Consider the following 17,032-nt stretch of genomic DNA (forward strand, 5'->3'; position numbering starts at 1 on the left):
GGTCACCTCGACTTCTTAACTTCACTTGTTCAACTCAGCTTTGATAAAGGAAGGTGCATCTTCCTTTTGTAACCCAAAGGTTTGGAAGGACTCTTGGTTCTGATACTTGATGATGACGTTGTATCCACTATTTACATGATCATATACCAGTTGATCCATAATGGTTTCTATCTGGCCGGTATCTTTTACTTCGATTCCTTTGTTTTCTTCTTTTAACTCCGTAACTGCTTGTTCCGTCGGTTGAAATAACTGGTCATTGTTAGGTACTTGATCTGTCACATACATCCATTCAATATCTGATGCTGTCATCTTAATATCCTCTAAGTATCCTTTATCCTGAAGCCAGCTTATGAATTTCTTATAGTTATGTGTTACGCCCACATTTGACCATTGACCGTCGGATAAAAGGAGTTCAACGTTGTAAAGATTAACTTTGTCACGATCTTCAAACGAATCATGATACGTTTCTTCCTTTAAAATATCGATGGCTTCATTGATTTCAGGAGGGTCGGCTATGGTGATGCTAGGTTTGTTCCCCATTTCGCTATAGAGGGTGATTTTATCCACCTTGCCAGAATCAACACCATAAATCTGCTCCGTCTTCTCTTTGTAATCCTTCATTTCATAAAGGGAAGCGTACTCAGAATCGAATTCTCCTCTATCAATCTGGTAATTCCTCACCAACTTGCTTCCATCCTTCATCTTATAATAAAGAAAGATCTGTTCCCGGTTTTCATCCGTCCCATGTATTTCATCCTGAATGTGAACAATTTCCTCATGGAGATCCAGAACAGCTTCAATGGCTTTTGGATCTGTCATAAACGGGTCTTTAATTAGATTATCGGGATTATCTGTTAACGAATAATAGCTCGAACTGACGTGAACCTTTTCAACATCAGCCAGATCAGGCACCTTCTCTTCATACTGGAAAAGATCAAACTGAATGAGTAAACCAAGAAGAGCAACGGCGAAGGCAAATCCTGCATAGCCCTTCCAGTGACGGAAGACTCTCCAATGTTTCTGTAAGACCATCTCACCAAGATAATAACCGATGAGAGACCCAATAAAATACCCGAATAATGTCCATCCTTGAGTCTGGTATACTCCGTAGAAGTACATCCCGCCGACCAGCATGAAGCTGAATGCGACACCATATTTAAACAGCGGTCTCAAGAAAGGGTACACTATGGCCTGGGAGGCAACCTCCACTTTTCTCATGTTGTATAACATATACGATAAACCATATAATACGAGAGTGATAGTGAAGAACAGCAAGACGTCTATACCGGAAAAGAGTGTATTCTCAAGGTATACCGCCTTGATGAGCGGGGAGTATTTCTCAATTTGAACATTGAAGAAATAATCCTCAGGAAATCCAAATAACAGATTTTTTAAACTGAAGCATATGAGCATAAACATTCCTGCTGGTAATAAGAGCAGGATATAGGTCATTGCACCTTGAACGGCGGTCAGGCCCGTTATCATGGCCACCAAGGTAGCTGCCGTGAACAGAAGCAGGCTCACGACTGCAGTAATGCCGCACCAGATTAAAATGTCACTGACCTCAATGAATTGTGGAAGATCTGTGAACATATAAAGAGATAGTAAAATAATCGTATTGAGCACTATCGGAATGATGAGTTGGCTAAACCCCACCCCGGTAAAATGGAAAAATAATTTACTGCGCTTAATCGGGAGGCTGTGCATGAAGTCCCCTGCTTGTTTCACATGTAAATAACGAAATAGGAACAAGGAGAGAATGACCGGAATAAACAACATCAACCCTATTTGTATTGGGTATTGCATTTTAAACAGATTATCGTAAATCGTAATCGGATAGGATTGGTTGTCCCTGGATAATTGACCGATAATATCAACCGGCAAAGCAAACAGTAGACCGACAAAATAAACAATGCCCACCCATCCAGTACTCCGAAGGCTTTGAACGATGATTTCCTTATTGATCCATGATGTTTTGGATGGCATATCCGACGTCCTCCATTTCATAAACAAAAATTTCTTCCAGGGTCAATGGCAACAAATCAAAGATCACCGGATGATAGGGCTTGATGATTTCCCTTACCTGCTCTTCGTCCCCTCGAACAATGCAGAGGGAAACACTTCCACGGTTCTCCCTATGCAGAATTTCAAGCTTCGTAAAAAGTTGCTCTGGGATGTCACCTTTGAATGCCAGCTGCACTTTATGAATGCCTGACTTCAAGTCATCAAGTTCCTTCTCCAGTAAAAATCGACCGTGATGCAAAATTCCGATATGATCACAAATATCTTCCACTTCCCGCAGGTTGTGAGATGAAATGAGGATGGTCATATCCCGATTGGCTACCTCTGAAATCAGCACGCTCTTGACTTTCTTCCTCACAACGGGGTCTAAGCCATCCATCGGTTCGTCTAAAATCAGCACATCTGGTTGAGTGGCCAGAGCCAGTATGAAAGCCGCTTGCCTCTGCACGCCTTTGGAGAATTTATGAAGCTTTTTATGAGGATCAATCCCGAACTGGCTGCTTAAAGATGTATATTGCTCTTCGTCCCACCGGCTATAGGTGTTCTGGTAAAACCGTGCCATTTGAAGCAATGTATAATGGGCAAAGAAAAACGGTTGATCAGGGATGAAAAACAAGGTTTCCTTCGTCTCGATATTTTCGTAAATAGGCTCATCCTGCAAGAGAATCTCACCGCTTGCAGGCTTAAGCACTCCAGCTATCGTCTTAAGTAAGGTGGTCTTTCCTGCACCGTTCGATCCGAGCAGTCCGTAAATCGAACCTTTTTGAACAGAAAAAGTTATATTATGAATGATTTCCGTGCCTTCAAAGTCTTTGGTTACTTCTTTAATCTCTATCATGAGTTTGATTACCTCCAACCGTTGCCTCGATATCCGCAATCATCTGCTTTAAATCTTCCGGTGTGATCCCTAAATACATGGCTTCAGACAAAAGTTTAGACAATTCTTCTTTTACTTTCATAATCTTCTCCGCGTTTTGAATGTGACTTGAAGGATTAACAAAGCTACCCCGTCCTTTCACCGAATAGATGTATCCTTGAGTTTCTAGTTCCCTGTATGCTTTTTGGATTGTGTTTGGATTTATGGTCAGCTGCTGGGCAAGTGCACGAACCGAAGGCAATTGCTCGTCAGGCTTCAGCACTTCATTGATGATTAATTCTTTAAATTTCTCGACTAATTGTTCATAAATGGGCTTACGACTTCTTAAATCAAGCTCAAACATATCCACCCTCCCAATTGTGTGTAGTGTACTATGTGTCTTAATACAGTTAAAGTATATAACAAGTTCTACCAGTTGGGAAGAGGGGAAATGAAAAATAGTTCAGAATGGGGTCCAGAGAAGCGGATAGGGAAGGAAGATCATGTGTATTCCATAAATTCCTGACCATAAAAGGAAATTTATGTTAGCATAGGCATATCTAAGGAAAAAAGGAGATTCATATGGACGTACAAGAACCGATTCTATCGATCAAGGATTTGAAAAAGAAGTTTGGATCAAAGGAAGTGTTAAAGGGCGTTCAATTGGATGTTTATAAAGGACAGATTATTGGCTATATCGGTCCGAACGGCGCGGGGAAAAGTACAACAGTTAAGATTATCCTCGGACTTGAAGAAGAATATTCTGGACAGGTGACGTTATTCGGTGAAGACATTTCTAAGGGTTCAGTTGACTATAAGAAACGTATTGGTTATGTTCCTGAAATGGCGGATCTTTATGATAACTTAACGGCAGAAGAATACCTCACTTTCATGGGGGAGTTATATGGGCTTGAGCAGGGTAAGGCCGGGGAGAAAGCGGAGAAACTCATGGGATTGTTTGGATTATCCGAGGTGTATGAGTCAAGAATTGCGTCCTTTTCAAAGGGGATGAAACAGAAGGTCTTGATTATTTCGAGTCTATTACATAATCCCGATGTTTTATTCCTCGATGAGCCCATCAATGGATTGGATGCCAACTCGGTTATGATCTTTAAAGAATTATTGGCACAGCTTGCTGAACAAGGGAAAACGATCTTCTATTCCTCACACATCATGGATGTTGTGGAGAAGATCAGTAACCGCATCATACTCTTGCATAATGGACAAATCGTGGCAGATGGAAGTTTTGAAGAATTAAAGAATCAGAGTATGGAAGGGTCATTGGAAGAAATCTTCAATCAATTAACCGGATTTAATGAGCACAAGGAAACGGCAACGGAAATTGTTTCTGTTGTGCAAGAGGTGTAAGTATGAGGGAATTTCGTACACTGCTGTTTCTGGATTGGTTTAGAGGATTAATTACGAAGCTTGGGTTCGATTACCGATTATTGAGAAGAATCCTCCAAGTCAAACTTACGATGGATCAAAGGCGGGTTCCGACAATCTTTCAGCAACAAGGGAGGAAGAAAGGGAAGGATGAAAACCGCTTTATTAAATCTCTGTGGGTGTATGCCCTATTTGGATTATTTGTAATTCCTTTTATGTTCTTTGGCGATCAATATTTTTTCCAAATGAGCATAACCTTTGCCATACTGATTTTCATCGTCATGACCTCCATGATTTCAGATTTCTCGGTCGTCATTCTCGATATCAGGGATCATACGATTCTCTTTACAAAGCCTGTCGAAAGAAAAACGATCAGTCTGGCTAAAACGATTCATGTGTTTATTTATCTTTTCTTCCTGACAGGTTCTCTGACAGCCATTCCTTTGGTGGTGGGCTTGATCAATAAAGGGATTTCTTTCTTTTTGATCTTCCTGGCAGGGATCTTTCTCATGAACATATTCATTGTTGTGTTTACGGCCATGCTTTATTATTTCATCCTGCAATATTTTGATGGGGAAAAGCTGAAGGATATCATCAATTACGTTCAAATCGGATTGTCGGTCGGCCTGGCGGTAGGTTACCAGGTTGTGGCTCGTTCCTTTGAATTTGTTGATTTAACGATTACGTTTACACCCAAGTGGTGGAATATCTTTCTTCCTCCAATCTGGTTCGGTGCTCCGTTTGAATGGTTGCTGAACGGAAACCATAACGGATTGATCCTGATTCTATCATGTATCGCCGTCGTCTTTCCGTTCCTTGCCCTTATCGTTTATGTGAAAGCATTGCCAACTTTTGAGAAGAATCTTCAGAAATTGTCTTCCCATGGCGGGAATAAGAAGAAATCTGCTTTTCGACTCGGTGAGGGGTTCACAATGGTTTTGTGCAAGTCGAAAGAAGAAAGAGCCTTTTATCGATTTGCCCAGTACATGATGAAAAACGAAAGGGAATTTAAACTAAAGGTGTACCCGGCACTTGGATTCGCAATGGTTATGCCTTTTATTTTCATCTTTAATGGATTGATGGAGGGTACCCGGGAAGATCTGCTGACTTCCAGCATGTATCTATCCATTTATTCAAGTTTCATCGTCATTCCAACTGTGGTGATGATGCTCAACTATTCAGGTAAATACAAAGGCTCCTGGATATATAAAGTAGCGCCTGTCATTAGCATGGCCTCCGTTTACAAAGGTACGTTAAAAGCATTCCTTGTGAAACTATTTCTTCCATTATATACCTTATTAAGCATTGTTTTTATCTTTCTATTTGGTTACCGCATCATTCCTGAGGTCATCATCGCTTTTGTTAGTGCCTGTATATTCACAGTCGTATGCTTAGAGTTGTTGAGAGGGACACTGCCTTTTTCAGAAAGCTTTGAAGGCATCCAGCAAAGTGACAGCTGGAAGGTGCTTCCTTTCTATATTATTGTCGGTGTGTTTTTAGCTCTGCATTATGTGGCTCTCCGGCTGCCGTTTGGTATTCCAATCTATCTCGTTCTCTTGCTCGTCACGAATTGGATCGTGTGGAAAACAGCGATTAAGGATCAATAGGATATGCGCTCTTGTCTTATGAAGACGGGAGCGCATATCCTATTTTACCTATCCTTACCAAGCAAGTCTCTTCTAGGAATAGGTTTTTCAAAGTTAGGTAGTATATAAAATAAGATCAATACTAACAGTTAGGTAAATTAAGATTGGGAAGTGCTGTAGTTCCTTTTATAACAGGTATAAACACTTCCTTTGACAAAGAAAGTTTCCTAGGTGCAAAATGGTGGTATTCGACATTTTTTGATAGGAGGAGTGAGCAGAAATGATCTTGGATTGGCTAGGTGGATTTAATCCAGCAGTACAAGCTTTGTTTGGAGGTATGGTGACATGGGGGTTGACTGCCCTTGGAGCGGCCACAGTTTTCTTCTTTACGAAAATTGAAAAGCACACATTGAACATGATGCTTGGATTTGCGGCAGGCGTCATGATTGCGGCTTCGTTTTGGTCCCTACTGGCTCCTTCGATAGAGTTTAGCGAGCAAAATGGTCAGATTCCATGGCTGGCCCCTGCGATCGGCTTTTTACTAGGTGGACTTTTTATCAGGTTATTAGATTTTGTCGTACCTCATCTTCACTTGGGAAGCAGTTCGGAGAAAGCAGAAGGACCTCCGACAAAATTTAAAAAATCGACCTTACTATTTCTCGCCATTACACTTCATAATATTCCGGAAGGTCTCGCCATCGGGGTTGCCTTTGGGGCTGCATCCCTTGGACTGGGAGATGCCACCCTTGTAGGAGCAATCGGTCTTACTATCGGTATCGGAATTCAGAATATGCCAGAAGGGGCGGCATTGTCGATTCCATTGCGGGGAGACGGGATGTCCCGTTTTAGATCCTTTCAATATGGTCAAATTTCAGCCATTGTTGAGCCGATTGCTGCCGTCATCGGTGCTGCAGCTGTCCTACTCATACAGCCTATCCTTCCATATGCCCTTGCATTTGCGGCGGGTGCAATGATATTCGTTGTGGTAGAAGAGCTGGTTCCGGAGTCTCAATCCTCTGGAAGTACGGACCTGGCTACACTAGGACTTATGCTGGGATTTGTTGTGATGATGATTCTGGATGTGTCGTTAGGATAATTTCAATCTTGGGAAGCGTTCGGTTTCGACCGGATGCTTTTTTTGTTTCCAAAAAATAGTATCAAAAAATAGTATAATGATACTGGGAGGGAACTGTATGAAGATTGGTCTCGTGCGTCATTTTAAAGTTACAAGGGGTTACCCGGCATCATTTGTAACCACCGAAGAGTTGATGAAGTGGGTGGAAGAGTATGATGCGTCTGATGTAGAAGGAAATGAAGTAGATCTCCAAGCGGTCGATTGGAGAAGCTGCTATTCAAGTGACTTATCCAGGGCCCGAATAACGGCACAAACGGTATATGATGGGGATATTCATTTTTTGGAGGAGCTGAGAGAAATCAGACTGTCTCCCCTATTCCGTTCTAACAAGAAGCTTCCGTTTTTTCTTCACTTAATCATGATTAGGATTGCCTGGTGGTTTAACCATGAGTCCCAGCCGGAAAGCAGGCGTGAGATTGAGGAGAGAGTCAACGGAGTTGTTGATAGAATCATTCACGAAGGGAAAGATGTCCTCATTGTGGGCCACGGCGGCATCATGATGTTGATGAAAAAAGCATTGAGAAAACGTGGATTTACCGGTCCTTCGTTCAGCAAGCCGACCAATGGGAAAGTGTATGTGTATCAAAACAACACCTCATGATCTCACCGGTTACCTGAAAATCTGTATAGTTCAAAGAGAGAAGGATAGACCAGATTGCCCGTCTCACTGAGCTGCTAGAAAACTAAACAAACGTTTGATTAAGAGTTGAAGGAGTTAATCTCGCAAGGCTAATGGAACTAAACGATTGTTTAAGAAGGTAATCGGTTTAGAGGGAAGTATGGTGAAATACTCAACCATAGAGCTGTTATGAGAACGGCTCTTTTTCTTTTAGATAAAAAATTTATATGGTATCGAAACCATCTGATACCATGTAACGACTAATAGGTATAGTAAAGGAGGGATGGCCATTGACAGAAGATCGAGATCATTTAGAAGAGCTTTACGAATTGTACTTTCATGCCGATTCAGTAGTTGAAAGTGGTAGAAATTCAATAGTGAGAAAAAAAGAGCTGCTAAAAAAAGTAGCTCTTTTGTCATGGGTAAGTGAATAGGTATATAATAGATAGTGTAAGAGTATAGTAGTTATAAGGATATGAAAGGGGGGCATGGTGAATGATCAGATTATCCAGAACCAAGAAAGTCATGTTGGTAGCTTTAGCCATCATTCTTATTATAATAGCCAATCGGATATCGAGCGTACAGCACCTGACAGCAAGGATGGCTACCAATTTGTATGTGAACCTGAAGTATCAAGATCTGGATCTTGAATACCAAAACGTGGAATTCTCACCACAGTTTGGAGATTACTCTGTTGCATATAAGGATAAGGATGGAAAGGTATACGGATTCATGGTTACCCCTAAATCAATGCCCATCATCATACTTCATGACCCTCTGAGTGAGAAACCATAATCAAGGCTGCTATAAAGAATCTATTTACCTTTCAATCTTTCATTATTCATGTATAATAAATAATCATAACTTTATAGACGTTACCACAAGGGGAGCGAAAGCTGAGAGTGAACATATTGTTCTAACCCTCTGAACCTGTTAGTTAGCACTAGCGTAGGGATGTGGAAAGTAAGCGTAATGTTGCTTATTTCAGATTGTCCACTCATCCTTCTTATGGTCTCGTTTCATTAACCTAGGGGGATTTTTTTTATGAAGAATTTACGTCTTGTTGTACTACTGGAAGCTTCATTGATGGCAGCATTTGCTGTGATTCTTGATTTGCTTCCTTCTATTAAGTTATCACCAAGCATCTCTATTTCGATTGCGATGGTCCCTATCTTTCTATTATCTTATCGAAGAGGCTTTAGAGCCGGGGTCTTGGCCGGCTTTGTGTGGGGAATCTTGCAGATTGTCCTCGGGGATGCGTGGATTGCCACGCCTGTTCAAATGGTGATTGAGTATTTCATCGCTTTTGCCTTTATCGGTCTTGCCGGGCTCTTAGCTGGTAAGATTCAGTCGGCATTAGGGGATAACAGTCGATTTAAAGCCATCATGTGGGTAATCATCGCGACATTTTTAGGGAGTCTTGCCAGATATGTTTGGCACTTTATCGCAGGCTTCGTCTTTTTTGCCGAGTATGCACCAGATGACATGTCCCCGTTGCTCTTTTCTTTAGTCGTGAATGGCATCACCATGATCGGTTCTGCGATACTATGTTCGATTACGCTGGTGATCATCACCAACATCGCACCGAGGTTGATCAAAGTTAGGACACATCATCAAGAAATCACCCGCAAGGCATCATAGTAAAAACTGACTGGTCCTCCTGGGGCCGGTTTTTTTTTGAGAGGAAATAACCTGGGTTCTAGAAACATCGGGCAGAAGGCGCGGTTCTCTAATATACTCAATGCACAAGGCTTACTTATGCTCGTTAATAAAAGGGATGGGAACCAAGAACGTCTCAGTAGGCATTCGCTAGCCTATAATCTCTTTTTTTTGATCCATCCTCATTGCTTACACTCATGCTTTCCTATACACTAGACCTATTCAAAAAATAGCAGGTGTGGAGAGATCGTATGGAAGCAAAAATGATAAGAAGATATGACATTATGGAGGTCAGCCTGTTGGCAGGGAAGATCATGCTGCAAAGCGGGGCGGAAACCTATCGGGTGGAAGATACGATGATGCGTATCGCTGCCTCTTATGGCATAAAAGAATCCCACAGCTATGTGACCCCCACGGGGATCATCTTCTCGATCGAAACATCTGAACCAACGAAAACGAAGCTGATCCGCATTAACGAACGTTCAACTGATTTGGAAAAGGTAACTCTTGTGAATAGCATTTCAAGACAAATCAGCAAAGGGCATCTCACCATTGAAGAAGCTTACAATGCCCTTGAAAAGCTGGATCAGTCAGATTTATCTTATTCTTTCCTGATACAAGTAGCGGCCGCATCGATTGCAAGCGGGTGTTTCCTCATCATGTTCCAGGGAATGTGGAAGGACTTCATCCCGGCATTAATTACAGGCGGAATCGGGTTTACCAGTTTGATCTATTTTCATCGCTTTGTTCCGATAAAGTTCTTTGCAGAGTTTCTGGCGTCATTCATTATTGGGATGCTTTCTTACGGATTTGTCCAACTTGGAGTGGGACAGGAATTAGATAAGATTATCATCGGATCCGTCATGCCACTTGTTCCTGGTCTCCTTATTACCAACGCGGTCCGGGACTTGATGGCCGGGCATTTAGTATCGGGTTTGTCAAAGGGGGCAGAAGCCTTTTTGACGGCTTTCGCAATCGGAACCGGTATTGCGGTCGTTTTCACTCTGACGTAGAGGGTGTATTTCGTTAAAATAGATTGAGGTGAAAAGAGAATGCTCATCATCGAACAATTAGTCACCAGTTTCATTGCCGCAGCGGCATTCGGAATTATCTTCAATGCGCCAAAACAGTCCCTTTTCAAATGTGGAATTGTCGGAATGTTAGGCTGGATCATCTACATCGTCATGAGTTTTAACGAGGCAGACACCGTTCTTGCTACGTTACTTGCCTCATTTGTCGTTGCTGTGATCAGTCAGGTGTTTGCGAAAATGTACAAAACCCCGGTCATCATCTTTTCGGTTGCCGGGATCATCCCTCTCGTTCCTGGAGGACTTGCGTACGATGCGATGAGAAACTTCGTTCAAAACGATTACAATGCCGCCATCAACCTGGCCGCGAAAGCCTTCATGATATCAGGGTCCATCGCCATCGGACTCATCTTCTCAGAAGTCATCAACCAAGTCATCCAAAACGCCAAAGTAAATGCAAGTGCGAGACGAATGAGATAGAGGGACGGACCTTACTTTTGTGAGGTCCTTTTTCTATTGTCTTCTTTATCGTTGTGGTGAATTCTAGCGATCCTTTGTTGTTAAGCTCCTCTTATCATGTAACGCTTTCCTCTCCGGAACGTCTAATCAACAAATATGACAAATAGGAGGGTCATGCCGTGAGTAAGAGATCGTATCTGCTTATTCTTGCTGGTGTTGTTCTGCTGATTGGACTAGGAACGTTCATGTATAGCCAAAGACCTGTTGTGACGGTGGACGGGAAGCTGACTGAAGATCTTCTTGTGATGGATAATCAATCTTGGAATCTGCAATTTTCTGCCGCTCTTGAGAAAGAGACCGTGACTTTACAAAACATCTATGTCAAAGACTACGGCGGAAAGAGGGTTGATGTAGACCTGAAATTGAGTGATGATCGAAAATCGTTGCAAGTGTTTGCACCTCCAGGAGGATATCCTTCTGAACTTCACCCATTCACACTTCATATATCTCCAAGAGTAACAACCAAATGGGGATTCTCCTATGATGGAGACACAGAGATACCCTTTACAGTTACCTCTCAATTACCAAGCATACAATCGAAGGAAGCGTTGACAAATTATTTCAAGAGAGTCATCAAATTGAATCAAGAAAATACAACGTTTTTTGGAAGGGGAGAGAAAATCGAAACTCAAACCATGGAAGATCGTGTGTCTTTAGAATCTTCTAAATCGTCCTCTCAGTTCTCTGAAACGAATAATCAGGTTCAAGGTGTCGATGAAGGAGACAGAGTGAAGACGGATGGGAACTATATCTACCAAGCAACCGATGGGCGGCTTATGATCACAAAGGCGAAACCGGTGAATGAAATGAAGATGGTTTCATCCGTTTCGTTCAAAGACCTGCAGCCACAACACCTTTTCATAAACAAAGAGACGCTTCTCATTATCGGCACAAGCTTTTCACCTCCTCTTTATGAAGAGAATGAACAAAAGAACATATCGGCCATCATGCCGGTGGACGGGATGACCGTAGCACTGTTGTATGATATCTCGAATAAGGAAACCCCAACCCTGCTTAGAAGGGTGGAGCTGGAAGGGCAGTATGTAACGTCAAGGAAAATCGGTTCTAACGTTTACTTGATTTCGAATATGTTCCCAAACTACTGGATGCTTGAACGGAACGAAAATCTTGATTTGAGACCGAGAATGAAAGATAGTTTGACCGGGGATAAAACCGAACCAATTCCAGTGGAAGACATCAAATATTTTCCCCAAGCCTATTCTCCGAACTATACCTTATTGACGGCGTTGAACATGGAGGATCCTAAAGCTCCCCTTACTGTTCAATCCTATCTTGGGGGCGGAAATGCAGTGTATATGTCGAAAGAGAATCTGTATGTCGCAGTAGAAAAATATGAAGAAAATGAATGGGCTTCTGCTGACACGGAAATTCATAAATTTGCCGTTCGAAATGGGGAAATCGCATACACCTCATCAGGGAGTGTAGAGGGAAGAGTGTTAAATCAATTCTCAATGGATGAGTACGAAGGGAATTTTCGAATTGCCACGACAAAAGGGGAGGTGTGGAACAGTGATACCCCTTCGTCCAATGCACTATATATATTAGATTCAACTATGAAAAACGTTGGAGAAGTAAAGGATTTGGCAAGGGGAGAAAAAATCTATTCTGTTAGATTCATGGGAGCCAAGGCGTATATCGTAACCTTTAAACAAGTGGATCCATTATTCGTCATTGATGCGTCGGATCCTGCTCATCCAAAAGTGATGGGAGAGTTGAAAATACCTGGATTCAGCACCTATCTCCACCCGATTGATGACCATCACCTTATCGGATTTGGCTATGATACGAGTGTGGTGAATGATAAAAATGAAGTAAGTATAGAGCCGAGAATCACACGGAACGGAATGAAGATTTCGTTGTTTGATATTACAGACTTTCACCATCCTAAGGAAACGGATACAGAAATCATTGGAGGGGCAGGGACTCATTCCTCTTTGTTAGAAGATCATAAAGCCTTATTGCATGAGGCTTCGAGGCATCTTTATGGATTTCCGATTTCTGTTTACAATGAAACAGATAATAGTAGCCATGAGCTCGATTTCGACTATCAAGGTGCGCTCCTGTATGAGATCACTCCTGAAAAAGGAATCGTATTGAAATCAAAGCTCGTTGCTGAAGAAAGGAAAGACAAAGAGTTTTATGAGCAGTGGGAAGATCAAGTTCAAAGACTCCTCTATATCGATGATCAGCTGTACACCATTTCAAACCATCAGATCACTTCATATTCTCTGGACGATTTTAGAGAGAGTCATTCAGTAGATCTATACTGATTCGAGCTGCGATTAGAGGCCGTGCGAAGCGTGGCCTCTTTTTACTGATCGATTTCTAAGGAAGGTTCGCTTTTGTTAAAAGCACCTGACACGTTCACCAGGCACTTTCCAACTACCCCCCAGCATAAAAAAACGATAGAATGATACATATATACATAATGGCAGAATCACGTAAGAGGGGTGTTCGTTTGAAGGTCATACACTTTTTAAAGCCGTACCGGATTGCCATGGCGATTGCCTGGAGTTTAATGCTGGTAGAGCTTGCAGTAGAATTATTGAATCCGCTGTTCATGGCACGGATCATCGATGAAGGGATTCTGAATGAAGATTTGGATGTCGTATTAAGATGGGGATTCATCATGGTGGGGATGTCCCTCATTGCTTTTATTTCAGGTGTAACGAATTCATTTTTTGCCGCTCAAACGAGTCAAGGGTTTGGATATGACGTGCGGGAAAGTCTCTATAAGAAGGTGCAATCATTTTCGTTTGCGAGCTTTGATAAGCTTCCGTCATCTTCTCTCATCACCAGGATGACCAATGACGTAAGGCAGCTTCAAAACACGATTTTTATGAGTCTTAGGATCATGTTGAGAGCCCCATTGCTTGTCATCGGATCAACGATTATGGCATTGATTGTAAATGCCCGCCTTGCCATTATCTTACTAATCGTGATCCCGATTTTATGGATGTTCCTGTTATGGGTTCTAAAACGGGGATGGCGCCTGTTTGAAAGAGTTCAGTCCCGGTTGGATAAAGTGAACGAGGTCATGAAGGAAAACCTTTCCGGTATGAGGTTGATCAAAGCATATACGAGAAGCGAATATGAAGAAAGTCGATTTCATGGTGCGAATGAAGATTTGAAGAATCGAACTGTCCGTGCCCTCCGTTTTATGGAGATCATTATGCCTCTTTTGATGCTGGTGATGAATGTCGCCCTTCTTTCCGTTTTGTGGTTCGGGAGTATTAATGTAGCTGCAGGTGGGGCGAAGGTTGGGGAAGTCGTGGCAATCGTCACATATGTTACGAGAATTTCTTCTGTCTTTTCCATTTTCTCATTCATCATCACAAGCTTTTCAAGAGCAAGAGCTTCGGCACAAAGGGTGGAAGAAGTCCTTCAAGTAGAGGTTGACTTAAAGGATGGAGAGGAAGTCAATCTGGAAAATCCCGAGGTTAAGGGTGACATCATCTTTAAGGATGTTTCGTTTCAATATCCCACAACCCGTGTGAACGTTCTCCAGAATATTTCGTTTAAAGTCGAAGCTGGCCAGACAGTTTCCATATTAGGAGCTACAGGATCAGGGAAAACCTCCATGTTCCAGCTCATTCCTCGTCTTTACGATGCAACGGAGGGGTTTGTTGAACTAGATGGCAGGCCCATCAGATCCATTCCTCTGGACGGGATAAGAAAGAATATTGGATATGTCCCTCAGGAAGTCATCCTGTTTTCCGGCTCCGTTTCTGAGAACCTCTTATGGGGGAAAGAAGATGCGACCAGGGAAGAAATGATTCAAGCAGCAAAGGACGCGCAGATTCATGAAACCATCCTGAACCTTTCCCATGGATATGACACGGTCCTCGGACAGAAAGGGGTCAATCTTTCTGGAGGACAGAAACAGCGACTATCGATTGCCCGAGCACTTATTCGAAAGCCGAAAATCCTATTACTGGATGATAGTACAAGTGCACTAGATTTAAACACCGAATTCAAGCTCCTCCATGCACTGAAGCAATATGAATGCACCACCATGATCATCACCCAGAAAATCAGTACAGCGATGGAGTCGGATACAATTCTCCTTCTGGAAGATGGGGTGTTGATCGGATCGGGATCCCACGCCTCCCTTTTGGAAGGTTCACGTCTCTATCAACATATCTATCAATCTCAGTTCGGAGAGGGGGAAATCCATCATGTCTAGACATGTGGGAAAGCAATTGGGAAAGAACGATAAAGCGAAAGATGCAAAGGGTACCCTCCGCCGATTATGGAACTATCTCTCTGAAATGAAAGTGATATTGTATCTTGTCATTTTAATGGTGATCATTAGTTCAGCAGCGTCGCTTATGGGGCCGTTCCTTGTAGGAAAAGCAATTGATGACTATATTGTGACGAAGACTTCGTCTGGGTTGGCAGGATTAGTTATCGGTTTGATTGCGGTGTATATCTTTCACTCCCTTTCAGTGTGGTTCCAAAATTATTGGATGATCGGTGTCGCACAGGATACGGTCTACCGGTTACGGAAAGATCTCTTTCATCAATTACACCAGCTTTCCATCCCTTTCTTTGATAAGCGGAAGCATGGAGAGCTGATGAGCAGGGTGACCAATGATATCGATAATGTGAGTGCTACCTTGAATAGTTCATTCATTCAAATCATATCCAGTATCCTTACACTGGTCGGGACCGTATCGATCATGATCTGGCTCAGTCCGCTTCTGACACTTATTACAATGACCATTGTTCCCCTTATGGTACTTGGTATGAAGTGGATTACGAAAAGGACTGGCCGCCTATTCAAGCAATATCAACAGAATATCGGTGAATTGAACGGATATATCGAAGAAACGATTTCAGGTCATACCATCATCAAGACCTTTTCAAGGGAAGAAACAGCGATTAAGGATTTCCGCGAAAAGAATCAACGACTGCGAACGGCTGCTTATTGGGCAGATACGTATTCAGGATTCATACCGAAGCTCATGAATGTGTTGAACAATCTAAGCTTTGCCGTCATTGCAGGAGTGGGGGGGATCTTCGCTTTAAATGGCATGATTACAATCGGTGTCATCGTGATCTTTGCTGAATATGCCCGTCAATTTACCCGCCCGCTGAATGAACTTGCCAATCAATATAATACGCTCCTTTCGGCCATTGCAGGCGCTGAGCGTGTGTTTCAAATATTAGATGAAGAGGAAGAAGCAAACGATGAAGGAGATTCTACGGAAATCGATGCAGTTGAAGGGAAAGTGGAGTTTCGCCATGTATCCTTTTCCTATGAAAAAGGAGATCAAACGCTCCAGGATGTATCGTTTTCCATCGCACCAGGTGAAACCGTTGCCCTGGTTGGACCGACCGGCGCCGGGAAAACGACAATCACCAATCTCCTGTCCCGCTTTTATGAGCTGAATGAAGGAAGTATTGAGATTGACGATCAGAACATTCAATCGATTAAGCGGAAAAGCTTACGTCAGCAAATGGGGTTTGTCCTGCAGGATAGCTTCCTGTTTCAAGGAACGATTGCAGATAATATCCGTTATGGGAGGCTAGATGCCAGCGATGGAGAGGTAAGGGATGCAGCAAAGCTCGCAAATGCCCATTCTTTTATAGAAAAAATGCCAGAGGGCTATGACACTCTGTTACGCCCTGATGGAAACGGCATCAGCCAGGGACAAAAACAGCTGCTGTCTATCGCAAGGGCGATCCTTTCCAATCCCTCCATCCTCATCCTGGATGAAGCGACAAGCAGTATTGATACGATAACAGAGTTGAAAATCCAGGAAGCCCTCAAACGTTTGATGGCGGGACGGACGAGTGTGGTGGTGGCACACCGCCTGAACACAATTCGCCAGGCTGATCAAATCCTGGTATTAGAACAAGGGAAGATCATTGAAAGGGGATCTCATGATGAGCTTCTCAAACAGAAAGGATTCTATCATGGGTTGTATCATAGTCAGTTGAAGGAAAGCGGTTAGGCGAGGCGAGGGAAATATCCGATTTAAAAATAAAACGTGGGGATTGAAAATAAAATCTGCAAAATTGAAAATAAAATCCACTTTTTGAAAATAAATATAATGGAATTGAAAATAAAAAGGAAGTGAACGGCTGACACTGGTCAAAAATATGCAGCTCTACTCCATGAAACCATCCTTTTCAGCCAGAACAATAAAAAACACCTCAAAAGTCAGCACTTTTGAGGTGTTTCTCTTTGTAGAG

15 protein-coding genes and 1 riboswitch are annotated in these 17,032 nt (G+C 42.5%); of the genes, 12 read left to right on the forward strand and 3 right to left on the reverse strand.

Annotated elements, in window-relative coordinates; all coding sequences use genetic code 11:
• Nucleotides 1-21 precede the first annotated feature (21 nt).
• From FGG79_RS13055 to FGG79_RS13065, 3 genes are read right to left on the reverse strand one after another with little or no spacing between them, the layout of a single operon-like run.
• Nucleotides 22-1,986 carry a DUF6449 domain-containing protein gene (locus tag FGG79_RS13055; RefSeq protein WP_138779022.1) on the reverse strand — a complete coding sequence of 655 codons (1,965 nt, stop codon included), beginning with the start codon at nt 1,984-1,986 and terminating at the stop codon, nt 22-24.
• Nucleotides 1,958-2,860 (reverse strand): ABC transporter ATP-binding protein, encoded by a 903-nt coding sequence (locus FGG79_RS13060; protein ID WP_138779024.1) that lies wholly within the window; start codon nt 2,858-2,860, stop codon nt 1,958-1,960. Before FGG79_RS13060 ends, FGG79_RS13055 begins: the two co-directional genes overlap by 29 nt.
• Entirely contained in the window at nt 2,847-3,242 is a 396-nt protein-coding gene (locus FGG79_RS13065) for a GntR family transcriptional regulator (RefSeq protein WP_138779026.1), read from the reverse strand. Before FGG79_RS13065 ends, FGG79_RS13060 begins: the two co-directional genes overlap by 14 nt.
• A gap of 218 nt (nt 3,243-3,460) precedes the next feature.
• Between FGG79_RS13065 and FGG79_RS13070 the strand changes: the two genes are divergently transcribed.
• The 12 genes from FGG79_RS13070 to FGG79_RS13120 all read left to right on the forward strand — a co-directional run bounded on the left by FGG79_RS13070 (nt 3,461) and on the right by FGG79_RS13120 (nt 16,791).
• Nucleotides 3,461-4,246 (forward strand): ABC transporter ATP-binding protein, encoded by a 786-nt coding sequence (locus tag FGG79_RS13070; RefSeq protein WP_138779029.1) that lies wholly within the window; start codon nt 3,461-3,463, stop codon nt 4,244-4,246.
• Nucleotides 4,247-4,248: 2 nt separating this feature from the next.
• Nucleotides 4,249-5,871, forward strand: coding sequence for a hypothetical protein (locus FGG79_RS13075; protein ID WP_138779031.1), 1,623 nt, complete (start codon nt 4,249-4,251; stop codon nt 5,869-5,871).
• Between the two features lie 262 nt (nt 5,872-6,133).
• Nucleotides 6,134-6,946, forward strand: coding sequence for a ZIP family metal transporter (locus tag FGG79_RS13080; RefSeq protein ID WP_481747283.1), 813 nt, complete (start codon nt 6,134-6,136; stop codon nt 6,944-6,946).
• Between the two features lie 97 nt (nt 6,947-7,043).
• On the forward strand, nt 7,044-7,586 hold the full coding sequence (locus tag FGG79_RS13085) for a histidine phosphatase family protein (protein ID WP_138779035.1): 543 nt from the start codon (nt 7,044-7,046) through the stop codon (nt 7,584-7,586).
• Between the two features lie 308 nt (nt 7,587-7,894).
• A complete protein-coding gene (locus tag FGG79_RS21810) occupies nt 7,895-8,038 on the forward strand; it encodes a hypothetical protein (protein ID WP_171050921.1) in 144 nt (47 codons plus the stop codon).
• 61 nt (nt 8,039-8,099) lie between these two features.
• Nucleotides 8,100-8,399 (forward strand): hypothetical protein, encoded by a 300-nt coding sequence (locus FGG79_RS13090; protein WP_138779037.1) that lies wholly within the window; start codon nt 8,100-8,102, stop codon nt 8,397-8,399.
• Between the two features lie 78 nt (nt 8,400-8,477).
• Nucleotides 8,478-8,576: riboswitch (TPP riboswitch) on the forward strand.
• Nucleotides 8,577-8,648: 72 nt separating this feature from the next.
• Nucleotides 8,649-9,245, forward strand: coding sequence for an energy-coupled thiamine transporter ThiT (gene thiT, locus FGG79_RS13095; RefSeq protein WP_138779039.1), 597 nt, complete (start codon nt 8,649-8,651; stop codon nt 9,243-9,245).
• 269 nt (nt 9,246-9,514) lie between these two features.
• Nucleotides 9,515-10,276 carry a threonine/serine exporter family protein gene (locus FGG79_RS13100; RefSeq protein WP_138779041.1) on the forward strand — a complete coding sequence of 254 codons (762 nt, stop codon included), beginning with the start codon at nt 9,515-9,517 and terminating at the stop codon, nt 10,274-10,276.
• Between the two features lie 39 nt (nt 10,277-10,315).
• Nucleotides 10,316-10,771 (forward strand): threonine/serine exporter family protein, encoded by a 456-nt coding sequence (locus FGG79_RS13105; RefSeq protein WP_138779043.1) that lies wholly within the window; start codon nt 10,316-10,318, stop codon nt 10,769-10,771.
• Between the two features lie 158 nt (nt 10,772-10,929).
• On the forward strand, nt 10,930-13,101 hold the full coding sequence (locus FGG79_RS13110; protein ID WP_138779045.1) for a beta-propeller domain-containing protein: 2,172 nt from the start codon (nt 10,930-10,932) through the stop codon (nt 13,099-13,101).
• Nucleotides 13,102-13,259: 158 nt separating this feature from the next.
• A complete protein-coding gene (locus FGG79_RS13115) occupies nt 13,260-15,017 on the forward strand; it encodes an ABC transporter ATP-binding protein (protein ID WP_138779047.1) in 1,758 nt (585 codons plus the stop codon).
• Nucleotides 15,010-16,791 (forward strand): ABC transporter ATP-binding protein, encoded by a 1,782-nt coding sequence (locus tag FGG79_RS13120; protein WP_138779049.1) that lies wholly within the window; start codon nt 15,010-15,012, stop codon nt 16,789-16,791. Before FGG79_RS13115 ends, FGG79_RS13120 begins: the two co-directional genes overlap by 8 nt.
• The last annotated feature ends 241 nt before the right edge of the window (nt 16,792-17,032 follow it).

The sequence above is a fragment of the Bacillus sp. BHET2 genome, from assembly GCF_005938125.1.
In the GTDB taxonomy this organism is placed as follows: Bacteria; Bacillota; Bacilli; order Bacillales; family Bacillaceae_B; genus Rossellomorea.